This window comes from Neorhizobium sp. JUb45 (assembly GCF_004343585.1).
Taxonomy (GTDB): Bacteria; Pseudomonadota; Alphaproteobacteria; order Rhizobiales; family Rhizobiaceae; genus Neorhizobium.
In genome coordinates this window covers 250,401-268,467 of record NZ_SLYW01000005.1, presented here as the reverse complement: position 1 = coordinate 268,467, position 18,067 = coordinate 250,401, and the positions used below count along the sequence as shown (strand labels likewise).

General features: G+C 60.1%; 20 protein-coding genes. 8 read left to right on the top strand and 12 right to left on the bottom strand.

The features are described from left to right. The first annotated feature begins 110 nt into the window (after window positions 1-110). The 3 genes from EDF70_RS20620 to EDF70_RS20610 all read left to right on the top strand — a co-directional run bounded on the left by EDF70_RS20620 (window position 111) and on the right by EDF70_RS20610 (window position 4,383). Window positions 111-2,753, top strand: coding sequence for a DNA translocase FtsK (locus EDF70_RS20620; RefSeq protein ID WP_132277403.1), 2,643 nt, complete (start codon window positions 111-113; stop codon window positions 2,751-2,753). A 73-nt stretch (window positions 2,754-2,826) separates the two neighbouring features. Continuing rightward, window positions 2,827-3,471: an outer membrane lipoprotein carrier protein LolA gene (locus EDF70_RS20615; protein WP_132277401.1), complete on the top strand. Its 645-nt coding sequence runs from the start codon at window positions 2,827-2,829 to the stop codon at window positions 3,469-3,471. 111 nt (window positions 3,472-3,582) lie between these two features. Then, window positions 3,583-4,383: an exodeoxyribonuclease III gene (locus tag EDF70_RS20610; RefSeq protein ID WP_132277399.1), complete on the top strand. Its 801-nt coding sequence runs from the start codon at window positions 3,583-3,585 to the stop codon at window positions 4,381-4,383. A gap of 249 nt (window positions 4,384-4,632) precedes the next feature. On the opposite strand, the gene EDF70_RS20605 is transcribed toward EDF70_RS20610, so the two are convergent. Both EDF70_RS20605 and EDF70_RS20600 read right to left on the bottom strand, forming a co-directional pair. Further along, window positions 4,633-5,088 (bottom strand): cyclic nucleotide-binding domain-containing protein, encoded by a 456-nt coding sequence (locus EDF70_RS20605; protein WP_132277397.1) that lies wholly within the window; start codon window positions 5,086-5,088, stop codon window positions 4,633-4,635. A 14-nt stretch (window positions 5,089-5,102) separates the two neighbouring features. Continuing rightward, window positions 5,103-5,786 carry a response regulator transcription factor gene (locus EDF70_RS20600; protein ID WP_132277395.1) on the bottom strand — a complete coding sequence of 228 codons (684 nt, stop codon included), beginning with the start codon at window positions 5,784-5,786 and terminating at the stop codon, window positions 5,103-5,105. A 140-nt stretch (window positions 5,787-5,926) separates the two neighbouring features. Between EDF70_RS20600 and EDF70_RS20595 the strand changes: the two genes are divergently transcribed. Then, complete coding sequence (locus tag EDF70_RS20595; RefSeq protein ID WP_132277393.1) at window positions 5,927-6,472, top strand: L,D-transpeptidase; 546 nt, start codon at window positions 5,927-5,929, stop codon at window positions 6,470-6,472. On the opposite strand, the gene EDF70_RS20590 is transcribed toward EDF70_RS20595, so the two are convergent. From EDF70_RS20590 to EDF70_RS20540, 10 genes are all read right to left on the bottom strand, one after another. Continuing rightward, window positions 6,473-7,303: a DMT family transporter gene (locus EDF70_RS20590; RefSeq protein WP_132277391.1), complete on the bottom strand. Its 831-nt coding sequence runs from the start codon at window positions 7,301-7,303 to the stop codon at window positions 6,473-6,475. It lies immediately after the preceding gene. A 120-nt stretch (window positions 7,304-7,423) separates the two neighbouring features. Then, window positions 7,424-8,830, bottom strand: a complete 1,407-nt coding sequence (gene leuC, locus EDF70_RS20585) for a 3-isopropylmalate dehydratase large subunit (RefSeq protein ID WP_132277389.1) — start codon at window positions 8,828-8,830, stop codon at window positions 7,424-7,426. 289 nt (window positions 8,831-9,119) lie between these two features. Then, window positions 9,120-9,827, bottom strand: a complete 708-nt coding sequence (locus EDF70_RS20575; RefSeq protein ID WP_165932079.1) for a BA14K family protein — start codon at window positions 9,825-9,827, stop codon at window positions 9,120-9,122. A 159-nt stretch (window positions 9,828-9,986) separates the two neighbouring features. Beyond that, window positions 9,987-10,529: a 50S ribosomal protein L19 gene (gene rplS / locus EDF70_RS20570; protein WP_132277383.1), complete on the bottom strand. Its 543-nt coding sequence runs from the start codon at window positions 10,527-10,529 to the stop codon at window positions 9,987-9,989. 258 nt (window positions 10,530-10,787) lie between these two features. Then, a complete protein-coding gene (trmD, locus tag EDF70_RS20565) occupies window positions 10,788-11,462 on the bottom strand; it encodes a tRNA (guanosine(37)-N1)-methyltransferase TrmD (RefSeq protein ID WP_132277381.1) in 675 nt (224 codons plus the stop codon). 3 nt (window positions 11,463-11,465) lie between these two features. Further along, the gene (gene rimM / locus EDF70_RS20560) at window positions 11,466-12,029 is read right to left on the bottom strand and encodes a ribosome maturation factor RimM (RefSeq protein ID WP_132277379.1); all 564 of its coding nucleotides are present in this window, start codon (window positions 12,027-12,029) and stop codon (window positions 11,466-11,468) included. 150 nt (window positions 12,030-12,179) lie between these two features. Further along, entirely contained in the window at window positions 12,180-12,560 is a 381-nt protein-coding gene (rpsP, locus tag EDF70_RS20555; RefSeq protein ID WP_132277377.1) for a 30S ribosomal protein S16, read from the bottom strand. A 51-nt stretch (window positions 12,561-12,611) separates the two neighbouring features. Beyond that, window positions 12,612-12,929 (bottom strand): chorismate mutase, encoded by a 318-nt coding sequence (locus EDF70_RS20550; RefSeq protein ID WP_132277375.1) that lies wholly within the window; start codon window positions 12,927-12,929, stop codon window positions 12,612-12,614. A gap of 14 nt (window positions 12,930-12,943) precedes the next feature. Beyond that, a complete protein-coding gene (ffh, locus tag EDF70_RS20545; protein ID WP_132277373.1) occupies window positions 12,944-14,530 on the bottom strand; it encodes a signal recognition particle protein in 1,587 nt (528 codons plus the stop codon). A gap of 282 nt (window positions 14,531-14,812) precedes the next feature. Continuing rightward, window positions 14,813-15,388, bottom strand: a complete 576-nt coding sequence (locus tag EDF70_RS20540; RefSeq protein WP_132277371.1) for a hypothetical protein — start codon at window positions 15,386-15,388, stop codon at window positions 14,813-14,815. A 162-nt stretch (window positions 15,389-15,550) separates the two neighbouring features. On the opposite strand from EDF70_RS20540, the gene EDF70_RS20535 reads away from it, so the two are divergent. From EDF70_RS20535 to EDF70_RS20520, 4 genes are read left to right on the top strand one after another with little or no spacing between them, the layout of a single operon-like run. Next, window positions 15,551-15,790 (top strand): type II toxin-antitoxin system VapB family antitoxin, encoded by a 240-nt coding sequence (locus EDF70_RS20535; RefSeq protein ID WP_132277369.1) that lies wholly within the window; start codon window positions 15,551-15,553, stop codon window positions 15,788-15,790. Beyond that, the gene (locus EDF70_RS20530) at window positions 15,790-16,227 is read left to right on the top strand and encodes a type II toxin-antitoxin system VapC family toxin (protein ID WP_132277367.1); all 438 of its coding nucleotides are present in this window, start codon (window positions 15,790-15,792) and stop codon (window positions 16,225-16,227) included. Before EDF70_RS20535 ends, EDF70_RS20530 begins: the two co-directional genes overlap by 1 nt. Before the next feature lie 53 nt (window positions 16,228-16,280). After that, window positions 16,281-17,378 (top strand): MBL fold metallo-hydrolase, encoded by a 1,098-nt coding sequence (locus EDF70_RS20525; protein WP_132277365.1) that lies wholly within the window; start codon window positions 16,281-16,283, stop codon window positions 17,376-17,378. A gap of 52 nt (window positions 17,379-17,430) precedes the next feature. Then, entirely contained in the window at window positions 17,431-18,018 is a 588-nt protein-coding gene (locus tag EDF70_RS20520) for a biliverdin-producing heme oxygenase (protein WP_132277363.1), read from the top strand. Window positions 18,019-18,067: the final 49 nt, after the last annotated feature.

Genomic DNA, 18,067 nt, shown 5'->3' with positions numbered 1-18,067 from the left:
GGTTAAAGTTGCGTTAACCTGCTTTCGTTAGCTTGCTCTCATCTGGGCGCATTGCGTGTCGGGCCGCCGGACCGACCGCCATGCCCAAAACTGGTTACAGGCTGGTGATAATGAGCAGAAGCAATTCGGCAGCCATGGCGCATAGATCGACGCGCCTCGTGCTTACCGCTTTCGTCATGCGTCAGGTTCTGGCGCTTCTCGGTTTCGGGATCTTTCTCGGGCTCGCGCTGGCCATTGCCGCGCTGGCGACGTGGAACGTCGCCGATCCGAGTTTCTCCTATGCCACAGACAACCAGCCGAGCAATCTTCTCGGGTCCGCGGGTGCGGCCTTTGCCGACTTGATGATGCAGTTTTTAGGCTTGTCCAGCGTGCTGGCGCTGCTGCCAATCCTGGCCTGGGCCATGGCGCTGATCACCGGCCGGCATATCGATCGTCTGCCTGCCCGTATTGCCGCCTGGTTCGGCGCGGCTCTTGCGGGTGCCGCCACTCTCGGCTGCTTTCCGGCGCCGCTCACCTGGCCGATCCCCAACGGTATCGGCGGGGTTCTGGGCGACATGATCCTGCGTTTTCCGGCGCTTTTCGTCGGCGCTTATCCGACCGGCATGCTCGCCACCATTCTCGGCTGCATCTTTGCGCTGCCGACGGCCTGGCTGATGCTGTTTTCTTCCGGCGTCATCGGCCATCGCGATGTGGTCGAGGTCGATGAGGACGACGTTCCTGCACCGCCGCGCCGCAATGCTGCGCAGGATGACGACGAAGACGATGAGGGCGGTTTTGCCGGCTTCCTGGCCTTCGGCGCTCTCGCGCATTACTGGTATATGGGGCAGGCGCAGTTCCGCCGTCTGTTTGGCATCAAGTCGCGCAGTCGCATGGGCGGCCAGCATGAGCAGCCTTATGATTTCAACGATGACGAATTCGGCGGCCTGAACGAGCCGGTGCGCGCCAAGGCGGTGAATCGTGGCGAGCGCCGTGAGCCCTCCATGGATGGCGGCGAGTTTGCCAATCGCACCATGGCGCGCCGCGCCATCTCCGCGCCGGCATCGTCTCACGATGACGACGAGGATGACGACGACATCGGTATGCGCCGTCCGGCCGGCATCCTGCCGGATGATGATGAATTTGTTTCCGGTACCCGCGGCCGCGGCAACAGTTCGCGTGTCACGCCGGCAGCGGCCGCGCCGAAGCCGAGCGCCCGTGTCGGCCGCGAAGCACAGTCCTCGTTCATCGATCCCGAAGGTTTCCAGCTCCCCTCCGTCCATCTGCTGACGGAGCCGAAAGCCGTTGCCCGCGATGCATCGCTGTCGGCCGATGCGCTGGAGCAGAATGCCCGCATGCTGGAAGGCGTGCTGGAAGATTTTGGTGTCAAGGGTGAGATCATCCATGTTCGCCCAGGTCCCGTCGTCACGCTTTACGAACTGGAGCCGGCCCCCGGCATCAAGTCGTCGCGCGTCATCGGCCTTGCCGACGATATCGCCCGCTCAATGAGTGCGATCGCCGCCCGTGTTGCCGTCGTGCCCGGCCGCAATGCGATCGGCATCGAGCTGCCCAATTCCACCCGCGAAACCGTCTATCTGCGAGAAATGATCGGCAGCCGCGATTTCGAAGGCAGCAAGGCCAAGCTCGCCATGGCGCTCGGCAAGACGATCGGCGGCGAACCGGTCATCGCCGATCTCGCCAAGATGCCGCATCTTCTCGTCGCCGGTACCACCGGTTCGGGTAAATCGGTCGCCATCAACACCATGATCCTGTCCCTGCTTTACCGGCACAGCCCGGAAAAGTGCCGCCTGATCATGATCGATCCAAAGATGCTGGAATTGTCGATCTATGATGGCATCCCGCATCTGCTGTCGCCTGTCGTCACCGATCCGAAAAAGGCCGTTGTCGCGCTCAAATGGACCGTCCGCGAGATGGAAGAGCGCTACAAGAAGATGTCGAAGATCGGCGTGCGCAATATCGACGGCTTCAACACCCGCGTCGAACAGGCGCTGGCCAAGGGCGAAGTGCTGACCCGCACCGTGCAGACCGGCTTCGACCGCCAGACCGGCGAGGCGATGTACGAGACGGAAGAGTTCGATCTCAAGCCGCTGCCTTATATCGTCGTCGTCATCGATGAAATGGCCGACCTGATGATGGTCGCCGGCAAGGATATCGAAGGCGCGGTGCAGCGACTGGCGCAGATGGCGCGTGCCGCCGGCATCCATGTCATCATGGCCACCCAGCGCCCGTCTGTCGATGTCATCACCGGTACGATCAAGGCCAACTTCCCGACCCGTATTTCCTTCCAGGTTACCTCGAAGATCGACAGCCGCACGATCCTTGGCGAACAGGGTGCAGAACAGCTGCTTGGCATGGGCGACATGCTTTACATGGCCGGTGGTGGTCGCATCCAGCGTGTCCATGGTCCGTTCGTGTCGGATAACGAAGTCGAGGAAATCGTCTCCTACTTGAAAAGCCAGGGCTCGCCCCAATATCTCGAAGCAATTACGGCAGACGACGAGGATGACGACGAAGGCGGCCCGGCGGGCACATCCAATCTTTCCGATTCGGATGACCCTTACGATCAGGCGGTGGCAATCGTGCTGCGTGACGGAAAGGCCTCAACATCCTACATCCAGCGTCGTCTGGGGATCGGTTATAACCGCGCTGCGTCGCTGATCGAGCGGATGGAGCAGGAAGGGCTGATCGGCCCGGCAAACCATGCCGGCAAACGCGAGATACTGGTGCCGACGGAGAACGATATTCTCGATCGGTAACCGCGCTGTGAAGAGGCGCGGCCACGAAGCCGCCGCCTTTGACAGTAAGGAAGAGACTGAAGGAGAATATTGAATGACAGTTAAGACCATGCCGCAGATTTTGACACCCTCCCTCAGCCGCCGCGGTTTCGTCACCGGCGTCACGGCCATGGCGCTTGGCAGTCTCACAGGCGTTCCGGCTTTCGCGCAGGGCAATGCGTCCGCGCAGAAGATCGCCGATCACTTTTCCTCCGTCAAAACCATGATGGGCGAATTCGTGCAGTTCGGCCCGCGCGGCGAACAGACCGGCGGAAAATTCTTCATCGAACGTCCCGGAAAACTGCGTTTCAATTTCGAGGATCCGTCGCCGATCCGCGTCATTGCCGACGGCAAGAATGTCGTCATCGGCAATCTGAAGCTGAAGACCTGGGATATCTATCCGCTCTCCAAGACGCCGCTCAGCCTGCTTCTGTCCGAAAAGATCGACCTGCAGAACCAGACAGTACGTGATGTCAAGGAAGAGTCGGACCTGATCACCATCGTGCTCGGCAACAAGAGCATCTTTGGCGATTCGACGATCACCATGATGTTCGATCCGAAAACCTATGACCTGCGTCAGTGGACCATTACCGACCTTCAGAACAAGGAGACGTCGGTGATGATCTATAACGTCCAGAACGGCACGCAGTTCGACAACAAGGTCTTTCAGATCGATTACGACGCGGTCCGCCGCCGATAAGCTGTTTACAGCATGATGAGATTGCGGAAGGTCGCCGAAAAGGCGGCCTTTCTGCTTTTCAGGAGATTGGAAATTGCCTAGACCCTTGGCCATCAGCAGGGGATCGCTCGCATGTCATTTTCCGTCACCACCTGGAACATCAATTCCGTGCGGCTGCGCATGCCGATCGTCGAGCAGTTCATCGTCCGTCACCAGCCGGATATCCTCTGCCTGCAGGAGATCAAGTGCCAGGAGCCGGAATTCCCGCTCGCGCCCCTGAAGGCGCTCGGTTACGAGCACATAATCATCCACGGACAGAAGGGTTATCACGGCGTGGCAATCGCCTCGCGCATTCCCCTGTCGGAAGATCATCGCCAGAACTACTGTAATGTCGGTGATGCCCGCCACATTTCGGCGATCTTCGAGCGCGGTTCGCGCCGCATCCGCCTGCACAATTTCTACGTTCCCGCCGGTGGCGACGAGCCGGATCGCACCATCAATCCGAAATTCGGCCACAAGCTCGATTTTCTCGAAGAGATGAAGGCGCTGAAGGCGGATATGCCGGGTGTGTCATCCATCCTTGTCGGCGACCTCAATATCGCGCCGCTGGAACACGATGTCTGGTCGCACAAGCAGCTTTTGAAGATCGTCAGTCATACGCCGGTGGAAACCGACGGCATGAAGGAGGTCATAGCCAAGGGCGGCTGGCTGGACCTGATGCGTCAGTACACGCCGGAACCGGAAAAGATCTATACGTGGTGGAGCTACCGCGCCAAGGACTGGGAAGCCGCCAACAAGGGCCGTCGTCTCGACCATATCTGGTCGTCGCCGGAGCTCGGGCCGTTCCTGGACAGAATAGAAGTGCTGAAGGAAGCCCGCGGCTGGAACCAGCCGTCGGACCATGTGCCGGTGACCGCGACGTTCAAGTTCTGAGTGGGGGAAAGTAAGGCCAGGCTGCTTGGGTTTGGATCCTCGGGTCAAGCCCGAGGATGACGACGGTAGGGAGGCGTGAGGGGGCCTCAATCAATGCTGCGGCGAGCCGATAAGTCCCGAGCGGTTGAAAATTCTGAGATCGTTTCCGTGTGAGGAAATGGGTGCTTGTGGCATCCTCGCTCCTTCAGTTTGGCCATCCTCGGGCTTGACCCGAGGATCCACCCCCCAAACCCGCTGAGCCAACCGTCCTTACTGGAACCGGCTTTCCATCGCCGCTGCCGCCTGCGCCATGCGCACCAGATTGTCGCGGATGCGGGCCTGCAAGATCTGCGCCGCGCGCGGATATTCCTCTAGCAGGCGGTGAAACAGGGTGCGCGTCACTTTCAGCACGTCGCTGTCCTGCAGCGCCACAGCCGTGTATTTGCGCTCCACCATCGTCACCAGCGCCAGTTCGGAGAGTAGCGCTCCGGCGCCCACTTCCTTTTCCACCTGCTGGTGCCCATCACGGCCAAGCGTCGACAGTTGAAAACGGCCGCTGGCGATCACGAAGGCGCATTCGGCGGGGGAGTGTTCGCGAAACAGGGCCTGGCCTTCGCCGATGGTGCGGCGTTCGGCGCCGAAGGCGATCAGCCGCAGCTGGTCGCCATCCATGTCGGAAAACAACGGCACCTGCGAGAGCAGGCGGATATCGTCGGCAAGTGCCATTGTTGTTCCAGTCCTTACGGTACGATCTTGTAACCGCCGTTTTCCGTCACGAGGATTTCCGCGTTGGACGGGTCGCGCTCGATCTTTTGGCGCAGGCGGTAGACATGGGTTTCCAGCGTGTGCGTGGTGACGCCGGAATTATAACCCCAGACCTCTTCCAGCAACACGTCTCTGGTAACCACCTTCTGCCCGGCGCGGTAGAGATAACGGATGATCGCCGCTTCTTTTTCAGTCAGGCGGATTTTTTTGCCGTCGTCGGTGGTCAGCAGCTTCTGGCTCGGCTTGAACACGTAAGGCCCGACGGTGAATGTCGCGTCCTCGCTCTGTTCGAACTGGCGCAACTGGCCGCGGATACGCGCCAGAAGAACCGCAAAGCGGAATGGCTTGGTCACATAGTCGTTGGCGCCGGCTTCGAGGCCGAGAATGGTGTCGCTGTCGGTGTCATGACCGGTAAGCATGATGATCGGCGCCTTGAAACCGCTCTTGCGCAGGAGCTTCACGGCCTCGCGGCCATCCATGTCCGGCAGGCCGACATCCATGATCAGCAGGTCGATCTGGGAAGCCTTGGCCGCCTGCATCGCCTTGGTGGCGTTGCTTTCCTGCAGAATGTTGAATTCTTCATAGAAGGAAAGCTGCTCGACCAGCGTCTCGCGAAGATCGTTGTCGTCATCGACCAGAAGGATGGTGCGTGCTGCCATGTAGAACTTGCCTCTTTGTTGTCGCGTGCCGTCACGGTTGTGAAAGCGCACGCGGCCGACTGTTTCGGGCACTTGATGTAAGTGCTAGCTTGCTATGAATTCAAATAAAATCATGAGCAAAGCAAAAACTTGTGAGGAAAATGCGAGCAAAAGCCGAAAAGACAAGGCGTGGACCTGTCATTGTGGTCCGTCCGGCGCCCGGAAAACGGTCGCGGGCGCTCGTTCAGCTTGGCCCGGTCACCGTTCCGGCGGCGATCGGTCGATCCGGGCGCACCGGTTTCAAGCGCGAGGGGGATGGTGCCACGCCGATCGCTGCCATGCCCGTCCTTCACGGTTTTGTCCGCGGCGATCGTGTTCGCGCGCTGCCGACCGCACTCCCCATGCGCCGCATCCGCCCCGATATGCTGTGGTGCGATCAGCCGGAGCACCCGAGCTATAATCGTCTGGTGAAGGCGCCGTTCAAGCCCAGCCATGAGGAGATGACGCGGGAGGACGGGCTTTACGATGTGTGCCTCGTGCTCGACTGGAACATCTCTTCGCGCAAGCGGCATCGCGGCTCGGCCATCTTCTTTCATCTCATCCGCCCCGGCTACCAGCCGACGGCAGGATGCGTCGCGGTCAAGCTCAGGGACATGCAGCGTGTGCTGCGCTTCATCCGCAAGGGCACGGTCGTGAAAGTGCTCTGATCAGCGGCCGATCAGGATTGCACCGGCCGCTACGACCACGCAGGCAAAGATGCGTTTCGGCGTGAGCGCCTCGCCTAAAAAGATCCGGCCGATCAGAACGGCAAACACCACGCTCGTTTCGCGGATCGCCGTCACCGGTCCTGCCGGGCCGAGTGAATAGGCGGCGATCACGGCGGCATAGGCGATCAGCGCAAACACACCGCCACCCAGCGCCTTTTGCGCCTCACGCGATGTGAAGTCGATCCTCAGCCGGCCGCGCATGACGGTATAGACCGCCACCATCATCAGCCCGTAGACCAGCAGGACCCAGGCGGAATAGGTCATTGTCTCATCGACATGGCGAATGCCGGTGGAATCGATGAGTGCATAGGTGGAAATCAGCGCACCGGTCAAAAGCGCCAGCCCCAGTGATGTGGCGGACACGCCCGAGCGACCCAGCACGAGGCTCATGATGCCAAGGGTGATCAGCGCCACGCCCGTGATCTGCGGTGTCTCGAGGTGAACGCCGAGGAACAGGATGCCGATCAGCGTTACCAGCAATGGCACGGTGCCGCGAATGATCGGATAGACCTGACCGAGATCGCCATAACGGTAGGCGACCACCAGAAAGAAGCTGTAGGCCGTCTGCAGGGCCGAGGAGACGAAGATGAAGGCCAGCGCCGTTGGGGAGGGAAGCGGATAGATCAGGATCAGCGGCACGGCAATGACCGTGCCGGATATGCTCATCACCGTCACCGACCACATGCGGTCGGCACCCGAACGCAGAAAGGCGTTCCAGCTGGCGTGGAGAATGGCCGCAAACAGCGCCAGGCCGATCATTGTCAGGTTCACGGGGGAGGGCGCCTTGTGACGGAGCTGAAGAGTATCAGGACGCCAGCATAAAAGTCGCGGCTTGTCTGTCAATGAACAGCATCAGGAAGAAAGGGCCGGATTGATCCGGCCCCATCAAAATCATTTCCACTCGCGGATATCGACAAAATGCCCGGCAACTGCCGCCGCCGCCGCCATGGCGGGCGAGACGAGATGCGTGCGGCCCTTGTAGCCCTGACGACCCTCGAAATTGCGGTTCGAAGTTGAAGCGCAACGTTCATACGGGTTGAGGCGGTCGTCGTTCATGGCAAGGCACATGGAGCAGCCCGGCTCACGCCATTCGAAACCGGCTTCCTTGAAGATCACGTCGAGGCCCTCGGCTTCCGCCTGTTCCTTGACGAGACCGGAGCCCGGCACGATCATGGCATTGACCGTGGGTGCTACCTTCTTGCCCTCGACGACGATTGCCGCCGCACGCAGATCCTCGATACGGCCGTTGGTGCAGGAACCGATGAAGACGCGGTCGACGGTGATGTCGGTCATCTTCTGGCCGGGCTTCAGGCCCATATATTCCAGCGCCCGCCATTTCGAGGTGCGCTTGTTCTCTTCCGCGATATCGTCCGGGTTCGGAACAGTGCCCTGAACCGAGATGACATCTTCCGGCGAAGAACCCCAGGAGACGATCGGCGGCAGATTGGCGCCGTCGAGCACGATCACCTTGTCGTAATGGGCGCCTTCGTCGCTGTGCAGCGTCTTCCAGTAGTCGATCGCCATGTCGAGCGCCGCACCCTTGGGAGCGCGTGGCTTGCCCTTGATGTATTCGAACGTCGTTTCGTCCGGCGCGATCAGGCCGGCGCGGGCGCCGCCTTCGATCGTCATGTTGCAGACCGTCATGCGGCCTTCCATCGACAGCGAACGGATCGCCTCGCCGGCAAACTCGACCACGTGGCCGGTGCCGCCTGCCGTGCCGATCTCGCCGATGATGGCGAGGATCACGTCCTTGGCGGTGACGCCTTCCGGCAGCTTGCCATCGACACGCACCAGCATGTTCTTGGCCTTTTTCTGCACCAGCGTCTGGGTGGCGAGCACGTGCTCTACCTCGGACGTGCCGATGCCGTGCGCCAGCGCACCAAAAGCGCCGTGCGTGGACGTGTGGCTGTCACCACAGACGATGGTCATGCCCGGCAGGGTAAAGCCCTGTTCGGGGCCGACAATGTGCACGATGCCCTGACGGACATCCTTTTCGGAATAATATTCGACGCCGAAATCGGCGGCATTCTGCGCGAGCGCCTCCACCTGGATGCGGCTTTCCTCGTTCTTGATGCCGAGATGGCGGTCGCTGGTGGTCGGCACGTTGTGATCGACGACGGCGAGTGTGCGTTCCGGGGCGCGCACCTTGCGGCCGGCCAGACGCAGGCCTTCAAAAGCCTGCGGCGACGTCACTTCGTGAACGAGGTGACGGTCGATATAGAGAAGACAGGTTCCGTTTTCTTCCGAAACAACGTGGTCGTCCCAGATCTTGTCATAGAGGGTACGCGGTGCGCTCATGGCTGACATCCATTGCAAATGGTCATGTTTTGAAGAAGGGAATGCGGGCGGTCAAAATACCGCCGTGCCGGGCATGTCGGCCCGGTCAGCTAAGTCGGCTGCAAAGCGCCCCGGATACGCGCGCAAAGAAACGTGCCGGCAGACGCTTATGGTCCTGCAGCACAAAAACTTCCTTCGCGAGACATCCGAATTTCGATCCCATGACGGCGTATATAGCAGTTCCGTAAAATGTCGGCAATCCGGTGCGTGAAAGGATGATGACAGATGCCTGTTCTGTTGCCGGGTGGTGTCAGTAGCTGCTTTCGCGCGGTACGCATTGGCGACGCGGCCCGCCGTCGAACGGCTGATAGCTGTTGTCCTCGGCACGGTAGGATCGGTATTGCGCAAAACACCAGGATGTGTCGATGCTGCCGGAATCGGCGATCATCTGTGGTTCTTCCGCAGCGACCTGCTCCTCTGGCATGACATCCGCCGGGAGCGTCGCGTCACCCATGTCGTAAGCGGCGGCTACGGGCGTGCCTGTCTCATGCGGTGACTGGCATTGCTGGCGTTCCAGGGCATCGAACGGCTGGTAGCTGTTATCCTCGATCCGATAGGAGCGGTAGCGGGCAAAACACCAGTCGGTATGGGCCGCGCTCAATTCGATGCCGGCATCGGTCTCGTCACCCGGCAGCGATACTTGCGCCAACTGGCTGGTGGCGGGCAGACGCTGCGGCGATACTGCGTTGGCAGCGCTGGCGATCTCCGCACCCAGCGGCGTTTCCTGAGCCGGCACATCGGCACTGGCGACCATCGCCGGTAGACGTTCAAGCGCTTGCGCATTGCGATCGATGGCGACGGGCCTGTCGGTCCAGAGCGGCGCGTCCATATGCGCAAAATGGTGCGGTTTGTAATCGGTCACGACTAAGGATGCCGCGTAGGCCGCACCGATGATACCGGCGACGCCGATCGTCAGGCATGCTGCGAGTTTCATGGGTACGATGACGATCGGTTTCACGGGTTGGCTCCGGCTTTTGCAATCCGGTGTCAGAATGCTCAAGGGCGCCATCGGTTCCGTCGCAATGCCGTCAGCCTGTCGTATTGCCTGAAAAAGCTGTGCCGCAACAAAAAAGGCGACCCGAAGGCCGCCTTTTCAACATTGCCTTGTCGGCAAATCTTATTCTGCAGAAGCTTCTGCTGCCTTTGCTGCGGCTGCTTCTTCAGCGGCCTTGGCTTCAGCGGCTTCCTGAGCTGCCTTTTCGGCGGCCAGTGCCTGTGCTGCTGCTACCTTTTCGGCTTCCAGACGTGCCTTTTCCTCGGCCGCCGCAGCGCGCTCGGCGTCGTTCAGCTTGCGGGCGCGCGTACCGGTGTTTTCAACGATACGAGCCGACTTGCCGCGACGATCGCGCAGGTAGTACAGCTTGGCGCGACGGACCTTACCGCGGCGAACGATTTCGACGCCTTCGACCAGCGGCGAGTAAACCGGGAATACGCGCTCGACGCCTTCACCGTAGGAGATCTTACGAACCGTGAAGCTCTCGTTGATGCCGCCGCCCGAACGAGCGATGCAAACGCCTTCGTAAGCCTGAACACGGGTACGGGTACCTTCCGTCACGCGAACGTTGACGCGAAGGGTGTCGCCGGCTTCAAAAGCAGGGAGCTTGCGCTTGGCTTCGATCTTGGCGGCCTGTTCGGCCTCAAGCTGCTGGATGATGTTCATCGATATAACCTCTAGTTTTTCTGAAACAGCCAGAGCGCTCGATGATCATCCTCTGGTCCAGACTTTTAAGGGTCGTCGCCTCGGGATCAGCCTTTTCGGCAGAGCGGGTTCGCCATTCTTTGCTTATCGGTTACGGGCATTTGCCCATGTCCGAGCGGGCCAATACACCAAAGGGGACCGCTTGTCATCCCACCGGTCGCGTTTTTGTGCCGGAAATGCGGCGTTTGCGGCATGCAAGACACCGGTTGACGCTCGATATCAGTCCAAAAGGTCCGGTCGCCGCTCTTTCGTCAGCTTCAAGGCCTGTTGTTGCCGCCATTTTTCAATAGCCGCATGGTTTCCCGACGTCAGTACGGCGGGAATTTCCTGGCCTTCGAAAACCTGCGGCCGGGTGTAGTGCGGGTGTTCCAGCATGCCGGTCTCGAAGCTTTCATGCGTGCCGGACAGAACATTGCCCATCACACCGGGCAGAATGCGCACCACGGCATCGAGCAATATCAGCGCCGCAGGTTCGCCGCCGGAGAGAATGTAGTCCCCGACCGAAACCTCTTCGAGTGCGCGGCCATCGATCACCCGCTGATCCACGCCCTCGAAACGACCACAGACGATGACGACGCCATCGCCGGCCGCCAGTTCGCGCACGCGCTCCTGCGTCAGCGGTTTGCCACGCGGGCTCATCAGCAGGCGAGGGCGGTTGTCTGCCGCGACGGAATCGATCGCTTTTGCCAGAATGTCGGGCTTCAGCACCATGCCGGCGCCGCCGCCAGCCGGCGTGTCATCGACGGTGCGGTGCTTGTCTTCCGCAAAATCGCGAATCTGCACGGCTTCAACCGACCATTCACCACGCGCGGCGGCCTTACCGGCAAGCGAGGTGCCGAGATGGCCCGGAAACATTTCGGGGTAAAGCGTCAGAACGGTCGCGCGAAAGGTCATGGGTCAGTTGCCGCCGGGAAAGCCATCCTGGCCCTTGCCCTCATTGGGGTCCTCGATCAGGCCTGCCGCCATCGGATCGATCAGAATACGCCCGTTTTCGAGATCGATCTCCAGAACTGCCGCTTCCGAAAACGGAATGAGGGCAGGCCGCAGGCCCGGTCCCTTCAGTTCCAGCAGGTCGCCGGCGCCGAAATCGTGGACGGAGGTCACCTTGCCGTAACTCTTGCCATCGGCATCGACGGCTTCCAGGCCTTCGAGGTCGGCATAATAGAATTCGTCTTCTTCCAGTTCGTCGTCCGGCAGATTTTCGCGGTCGATGAACAGTTCCAGCCCGTTGAGCGCCTCGGCAGCATTGCGGTCGTTGATGCCGCGAAACCGCACGATGACGACAGTCTTGGCTTCGCGCAGGTCGAGGATCTCGAAGACGCGGCCATCGGCACTGTGCAGGTTGCCGTAATCACCAAGTGCCATCGGATCTTCGGTGAATGTGCGTACGCGCACTTCGCCGCGCAGGCCTTGGGCTGCGCCGATCGTGGCCATCAGGATTGGGTTTTCAAGCTTGGCCATACGGGCGTGCCGATCCTCGTTGTCGTTTCCGGTCTTTTACGGCGGCAGGCATTATCGGGCAAGCGCCGTTATCATGCTGCTGAAATACAAACGAAAACGGGTGGCATGTCGCCATGCCACCCGTTCCCAAGACCTTGCGGTCCGAAAAGATTATTCAGCGGAAGCGGAGGCTTCGGCAGCAGCTGCCTTGGCGTCTTCGATCTTCTGGGCCTTTTCAGCAGCGCGTTCGATTGCCTTCTTGCCCGGCTTTGCCTTGACCGGGTTGCTCTTGGCTTCGCGGGTAGCAATGTTGGCGTCGGCCAGGAAGCGCAGAACGCGGTCGGTCGGCTGTGCACCGTTTTCAATCCAATGCTGGATGCGCTCGGCGTTCAGTTCGATGCGGGCAGCGTTGTCCTTAGCCAGCATCGGGTTCCAGGAACCGAGCTTTTCCAGGAAGCGGCCGTCGCGCGGCGAACGGGCGTCAGCCAGAACGATCGTGTAGTAAGGACGCTTCTTGGAGCCACCGCGGGCCAGACGAATCTTCAGGGACATAGTTTTACTCCTAGGTTTGGGCCGCCATCCGGCGGGCCTTGATCTTGTTGGTTATGCAGTCTGTTTCGGACCGCCGTGTTCGGCGGCAATCGCTTCATGATGCCGGATGACTTCCTTGATGACGAAGTTCAAAAACGTCTCGGCGAAATCCGGGTCCAGATGAGCATCCTTTGCCAACTGGCGAAGGCGTTCGATCTGGAATTCTTCACGCGCCGGGTCGGCCGGCGGCAAATCGTATTGGGCCTTCAGGTGGCCCACTTCCTTGGTGCAGCGAAAACGTTCGGCCAGCATATGCACCAGCGCCGCATCGATATTGTCGATCGACTGGCGGTAGCTCAGAAGCTTTGCCTTCACTTCAGTGTCAACCATCTACGCGCTCCCTCTTACTTCTTCTTGCCCGGCAGGCCGGGCAGACCAGGAAAACCACCCAGACCCGGCAGGCCACCGCCGCCCAGGCCCGGAAGGCCACCCATTCCGCCCGGCAGGCCGCCGCCCGGCTTCAGGCCGGCGGCTTCCGCCTGCTTCTGCAGGGCTTCAAGCTGTTTCGGGTCGAGCTTGGAAAGGTCGGGCATGCCGCCCATACCACCCATTCCGCCCATACCACCCATTCCGCCCATGCCCATCTTCGAGGCAAGGCCGCCCATCATCTGCTTCATCATGCCGCCCTTGCCCTTGCCGCCCATCATTTTCATCATGTCGGCCATCTGGCGGTGCATTTTCAGAAGCTTGTTGATTTCCGCGGCATCAGAGCCGGAACCGGCAGCGATGCGCTTCTTGCGGGAATGTTTCAGCATGTCCGGGTTGGCGCGCTCGGCCTTGGTCATCGAGGAGATGATGGCGATCTGGCGGTCGAACGTCTTGTCGCTCATGCCGGATGCGGCGAGCTTGTCCTTCATGCCGGCCATGCCCGGCATCATGCCCATGATGCCACCCATGCCGCCGAGCGATTTCATCTGGCGCAACTGGTCGGCAAGGTCGTTCAGATCGAACTTGCCCGACTGCATCTTCTTGGCCATCGCCGCGGCTTTTTCCGCATCGATGTTTTCTGCAGCCTTTTCGACCAATGAGACGATATCGCCCATGCCGAGAATACGGTCGGCGATACGGCGGGGATGGAATTCCTCCATCTCCGTCATCTTTTCGCCGACACCGATCAGCTTGATCGGCTTGCCGGTGACGGCGCGCATCGAAAGCGCTGCACCGCCACGGCCATCGCCGTCCATACGGGTCAGAACGAGGCCGGTAATGCCGACGCGTTCATCGAAATTGCGCGCCAGATTGACGGCGTCCTGACCGGTCAGGCTATCGGCAACCAGCAGAATTTCATGCGGATTGGACTTGCGCTTGATCTCGGCCATTTCGGCCATCAGCGGTTCGTCGATATGGGTGCGGCCGGCGGTGTCGAGAATGACGACGTCATGGCCGCCGAGCTTGGCGGCCTGCACGGCGCGCGCGGCGATATCGGTCGGCGACTGGCCGGCGATGATCGGCAGCGTATCGACGCCGGTCTGGACGCCCAACTGGCGCAGCTGTTCCTGGGCTGCCGGACGACGCGTATCGAGCGACGCCATCAGCACCTTTTTCTTGTCGCGGTCGGTCAGCCGCTTGGCGATCTTGCCGGTGGTCGTGGTCTTACCAGAACCCTGCAGACCGACCATCATGATCACGACCGGGGCGGCGGCGTGCAGGCTGATGCCAACGCCTTCCGAACCCAGCATCTCGACCAGTTCGTCATGGACGATCTTGACGACCATCTGGCCGGGCTTGATCGATTTGAGAACTTCGGCACCAATGGCCTTTTCACGCACCTTGTCGGTGAAGGCGCGAACCACTTCGAGCGCCACGTCGGCTTCCAGAAGGGCACGGCGAACCTCGCGGAGCGCAGCGGAGACATCCGCCTCGCTCAACGCGCCACGGCCGGTCAGTCCATTCAGAATGGAGCCAAGACGGTCCTGCAGGTTCTCAAACATCGCAACTTCCTTCTTCGTTTCCGGGTGCCCGGAAACGTCGGGTCTTTTACCGCTGAAAACAAGACGCGAAGAGCGCGCAAAGCCAAAAAGCACCCGAGGGCGCAACGCGCTGTCGGGTGTTGACCTCCGGGCTCAGTATGGCGGCCCCGGTCGGCGGCTCCAAGTCGTGACTTGTCAGCAGATTTTCGGGCTTAAACAGGAAATGGGGGCGAGAGTCAAGGCAAGAGGCCGATTTGCAGGGGTAAAGGACGGGCCGACCAGGTGCCGGCGGCCCATCAAATATCATTTTTTCGCGTAACGGGCTGCGTATTCCGACTTGTATTTGCCGATGCCGTCAGTCCAGCCACTCACTTCGGCAGTTTTGCCCGACAGGCTCTTGTCGCGCAGCTGGCCGACCCAGTAGGCGCCGTCCTGGCTGTATTCGAACACGGTCAGCCCATGTTCTTCCAGCACCTTCTGCGGATCGATGCCGACATCGGTGGCGGCCTCCATGTGACCGGTGACACGGGCGTAATCGTCGAAGCTGGCAAGCTTGCGCTTCGTTTCCTGCGTGCTGGCGGCAAACCGGCCGGCATTCAGGTTGCTGAAGGCCTGACCGTAATAGGTGATCAGCTTGAAATCCTTGTCGTCCTTCAAGGCCTGGGTAAAGGTCTCATTGACTGCGTCGAACTGAGCCTTGTCGATCGCCAGCGTCTTGAAGACCTCGTCCTCACTTGTCCTGTTGGAAATACGGGCAGAGGCCGATGCCCATTCCTCGAAAGTGACGCCATGCACGGGCGGCGGCACATCCTGCGCTAAGGCGAAAACCGCGGAAAGCGACAATGCGCCGGCCATCATCAATATCTTCAAAAATCTCATGGTCCATCCAAAGCCGATTGGCGCATTCTCTCGCGCACGACATCACAACGCCGGCCTAAATAGGCGCGCCAGTGTTGATGCCAAGGTTTTGCTGTCGATTGCGGGAATATTCATTTGGTCTATACTGAATATTCCATCGCCCCTGCCGGAAGGTGACGTGCAATGTCTCTTTATATCCGTGATCCGAAGGTCAATGCACTGGCCGACGAGGTGATGCGCTACCTTGGCACCAAGACCAAGACGGAAGCCGTGCGTCTGGCGTTGGAGAGTGTGCTGAGAGAGGCGCATGAAAAGCCGTTGAAGGAGCGGATTAAACCCTTGCAGGAGCGATATGCCGCGCTCGGCCCCAAGGATCCTGATTTCGATGAAAAGGCGTTCATGGACGAGATGTGGGAAATCTGATGTTTGTCGATGCATCCGCCATCGTTGCAATCATCAGTGACGAAGATGGCGCGGCTGTGCTGCTCGAAAAGATCAATGCCGCGCAGTCTCCTATCCATTATTCTTCGCTGGTCATATTCGAAGCTGTGATCGGGCTGACTCGCAAGAAGAAGGCTTCTCTTTATGGTGAAAATTCGCCGATGCCTGCAGGTATGATCGAAGAAATGCAGAAACTCGTCGGCGATTTCCTTGACCAGATCAACGCCACCGAGATCGATCTCCCCGCCGGACTGCACGAGACCGCCCTCGATGCCGCGAAGACATTTGGCCGTTTCGTCGGGCATCCGGCAAAACTCAATTTCGGCGATTGTTTTACCTATGCCGCCGCCAAAACGTTCAAATCGCCACTTCTCTTCGTCGGCGAGGATTTTGCACAGACGGATATCGAAGTCGCCTGAGCACACCTCCCTGAAAACGTCTCCTTGAAAACTCCGACCATCGGACTGATCTCATGAACCGTCGCAATTTTTTCAAATGGACCGGTCTCGCCGCCATCGCGGCCCTTGCCGGCGGGTTCACGGCTAGGAGCGCCATGGCTGGCAATAAGTATTACAGCGGTCCCGTATCGGATCATTTCGACGGCACGCATTTCTTCAATCCGAATGGCGAAGAACCGGCGGGCATGACCGATCTCCTGCGCTGGAAACTCGGCAACGGCAATATTCCCTGGCCGGACACCTTTGCCAGCCCGTTTCCGCAAGCCGTCCCGGAAACCCGTATTGATGGAGACCGCGTCGTCGTCACCATGGTCGGCCATGCCTCCATGCTGATCCAGGTCGCCGGCCTCAACATCCTCACTGATCCCGTCTGGTCGGAGCGCACCAGCCCGTTTTCGTGGACCGGCCCGAAGCGCGTCAACCCACCCGGCATCCGCATCGGCGATCTGCCGCCGATCGATATCGTGCTCGTCACCCACAATCATTACGACCATCTCGATCTCGAAACGCTCTGGGTGCTGCAGGGGCGCGACAAGCCGCATTTCATCACCCCGCTCGGCAATGATGCGATCATCCGCACACGCGTGCCGGATGCAGGGATCACGGTGATGGATTGGGGAGCTCAGGAAACCGTCGCGCCGGGCGTCATTTTCCATTGCGAACCCTGCCATCACTGGTCGGCTCGCGGCCTCAATGATCGTCGGCAAGCGCTATGGGCGGCTTTCGTGTTCGAAACACCGGCCGGAAAAATCTATCATATCGGTGATACCGGCTTTCACAGCGGCATCAATTATCGCGCGGCACACGAAAAGCATGGCGGTTTCCGCCTCGCCAACCTGCCTTTCGGCGCTTATGAGCCGCGCTGGTTCATGAAGGCTCAGCACCAGAACCCGGAAGAAGCGGTGGAGGGCATGTTGCTTTGCGGCGCGTCCTTTGTTGCGGGCCACCATTGGGGCACCGTGAAACTCACCAATGAGGGCGTCGAGCAGCCTGTGGAGGCGCTTCATGCCGCGCTCGATGCGCGAAAAATTTCTCGCGATCGTTTTCGTCCCATGCGGCCGGGCGAGGTTTTCGACGTGCCCGCATCCATTTCCGCCAATACGCGCACTTGACGACACCCACTCCGATTTGCTTCATGCGAAACATGAGCTTGAGGGACAAGAAATGCTGATCGAACTCGAACGTCCGGCCGAATCCACCCGTATCCAGCGTCTGAAGGCGCTGACGGCGGGCACACATGATACGCTGGACAAGCGCATCATGTGTGCCGAACCCTTTGCTGACCGGGACCGTTACGCCCTGTTCCTCGAGGTTCAGCATCATTTCCATGCGGATGTCGCGCCGCTTTATGCGTCGTCGGAGCTGAATGCGAAACTTCCTGGCCTTGCCGATCGCTGCCGTCTGGAAGCCCTGCGTCAGGATATTGTCGATCTCGGTGACGTGGCTGAAAAGCTTGTTACCACAACAGGACCATTGAGCCCTGCCGCAGCACTCGGCTGGGTTTATGTGGCTGAAGGCTCCAATCTCGGCGCCGCCTTCCTGCGCAAGGAAGCCGCCAAGCTGGATCTGTCGGATGATTTTGGCGCCCGCCATCTCGCTGGTCATCCGGAAGGCCGTGGCCTGCATTGGCGCAATTTCGTTTCGGCCTATAACGACCTGCCGCTTTCCGAAGCCGAAGAAATGGAAGCCGCAGAAGGCGCCAAGGCCGCATTTCGGCGCGTGCATGGTCTGGTGGAGCGGATTTTCGGGTAAGCGGCGACCATTAGGCACCACTGGTAATTCCCGATACTTTCGGCCATAT

Coding starts and splice junctions, on each gene's coding strand:
- EDF70_RS20610 (WP_132277399.1), top strand. CDS start 3,583: ATGTCATTTTCCGTCACCACCTGGAACATCAATTCCGTGCGGCTGCGC.
- EDF70_RS20540 (WP_132277371.1), bottom strand. CDS start 15,388: ATGAGATTTTTGAAGATATTGATGATGGCCGGCGCATTGTCGCTTTCC.
- rimM (WP_132277379.1), bottom strand. CDS start 12,029: ATGGCCAAGCTTGAAAACCCAATCCTGATGGCCACGATCGGCGCAGCC.
- EDF70_RS20600 (WP_132277395.1), bottom strand. CDS start 5,786: ATGGCAGCACGCACCATCCTTCTGGTCGATGACGACAACGATCTTCGC.
- EDF70_RS20525 (WP_132277365.1), top strand. CDS start 16,281: ATGAACCGTCGCAATTTTTTCAAATGGACCGGTCTCGCCGCCATCGCG.
- EDF70_RS20550 (WP_132277375.1), bottom strand. CDS start 12,929: ATGGTTGACACTGAAGTGAAGGCAAAGCTTCTGAGCTACCGCCAGTCG.
- rpsP (WP_132277377.1), bottom strand. CDS start 12,560: ATGTCCCTGAAGATTCGTCTGGCCCGCGGTGGCTCCAAGAAGCGTCCT.
- rplS (WP_132277383.1), bottom strand. CDS start 10,529: ATGAACATCATCCAGCAGCTTGAGGCCGAACAGGCCGCCAAGATCGAA.
- ffh (WP_132277373.1), bottom strand. CDS start 14,530: ATGTTTGAGAACCTGCAGGACCGTCTTGGCTCCATTCTGAATGGACTG.
- trmD (WP_132277381.1), bottom strand. CDS start 11,462: ATGACCTTTCGCGCGACCGTTCTGACGCTTTACCCCGAAATGTTTCCG.
- EDF70_RS20520 (WP_132277363.1), top strand. CDS start 17,431: ATGCTGATCGAACTCGAACGTCCGGCCGAATCCACCCGTATCCAGCGT.
- EDF70_RS20620 (WP_132277403.1), top strand. CDS start 111: ATGAGCAGAAGCAATTCGGCAGCCATGGCGCATAGATCGACGCGCCTC.
- EDF70_RS20595 (WP_132277393.1), top strand. CDS start 5,927: ATGCGAGCAAAAGCCGAAAAGACAAGGCGTGGACCTGTCATTGTGGTC.
- EDF70_RS20530 (WP_132277367.1), top strand. CDS start 15,790: ATGTTTGTCGATGCATCCGCCATCGTTGCAATCATCAGTGACGAAGAT.
- leuC (WP_132277389.1), bottom strand. CDS start 8,830: ATGAGCGCACCGCGTACCCTCTATGACAAGATCTGGGACGACCACGTT.
- EDF70_RS20615 (WP_132277401.1), top strand. CDS start 2,827: ATGACAGTTAAGACCATGCCGCAGATTTTGACACCCTCCCTCAGCCGC.
- EDF70_RS20605 (WP_132277397.1), bottom strand. CDS start 5,088: ATGGCACTTGCCGACGATATCCGCCTGCTCTCGCAGGTGCCGTTGTTT.
- EDF70_RS20535 (WP_132277369.1), top strand. CDS start 15,551: ATGTCTCTTTATATCCGTGATCCGAAGGTCAATGCACTGGCCGACGAG.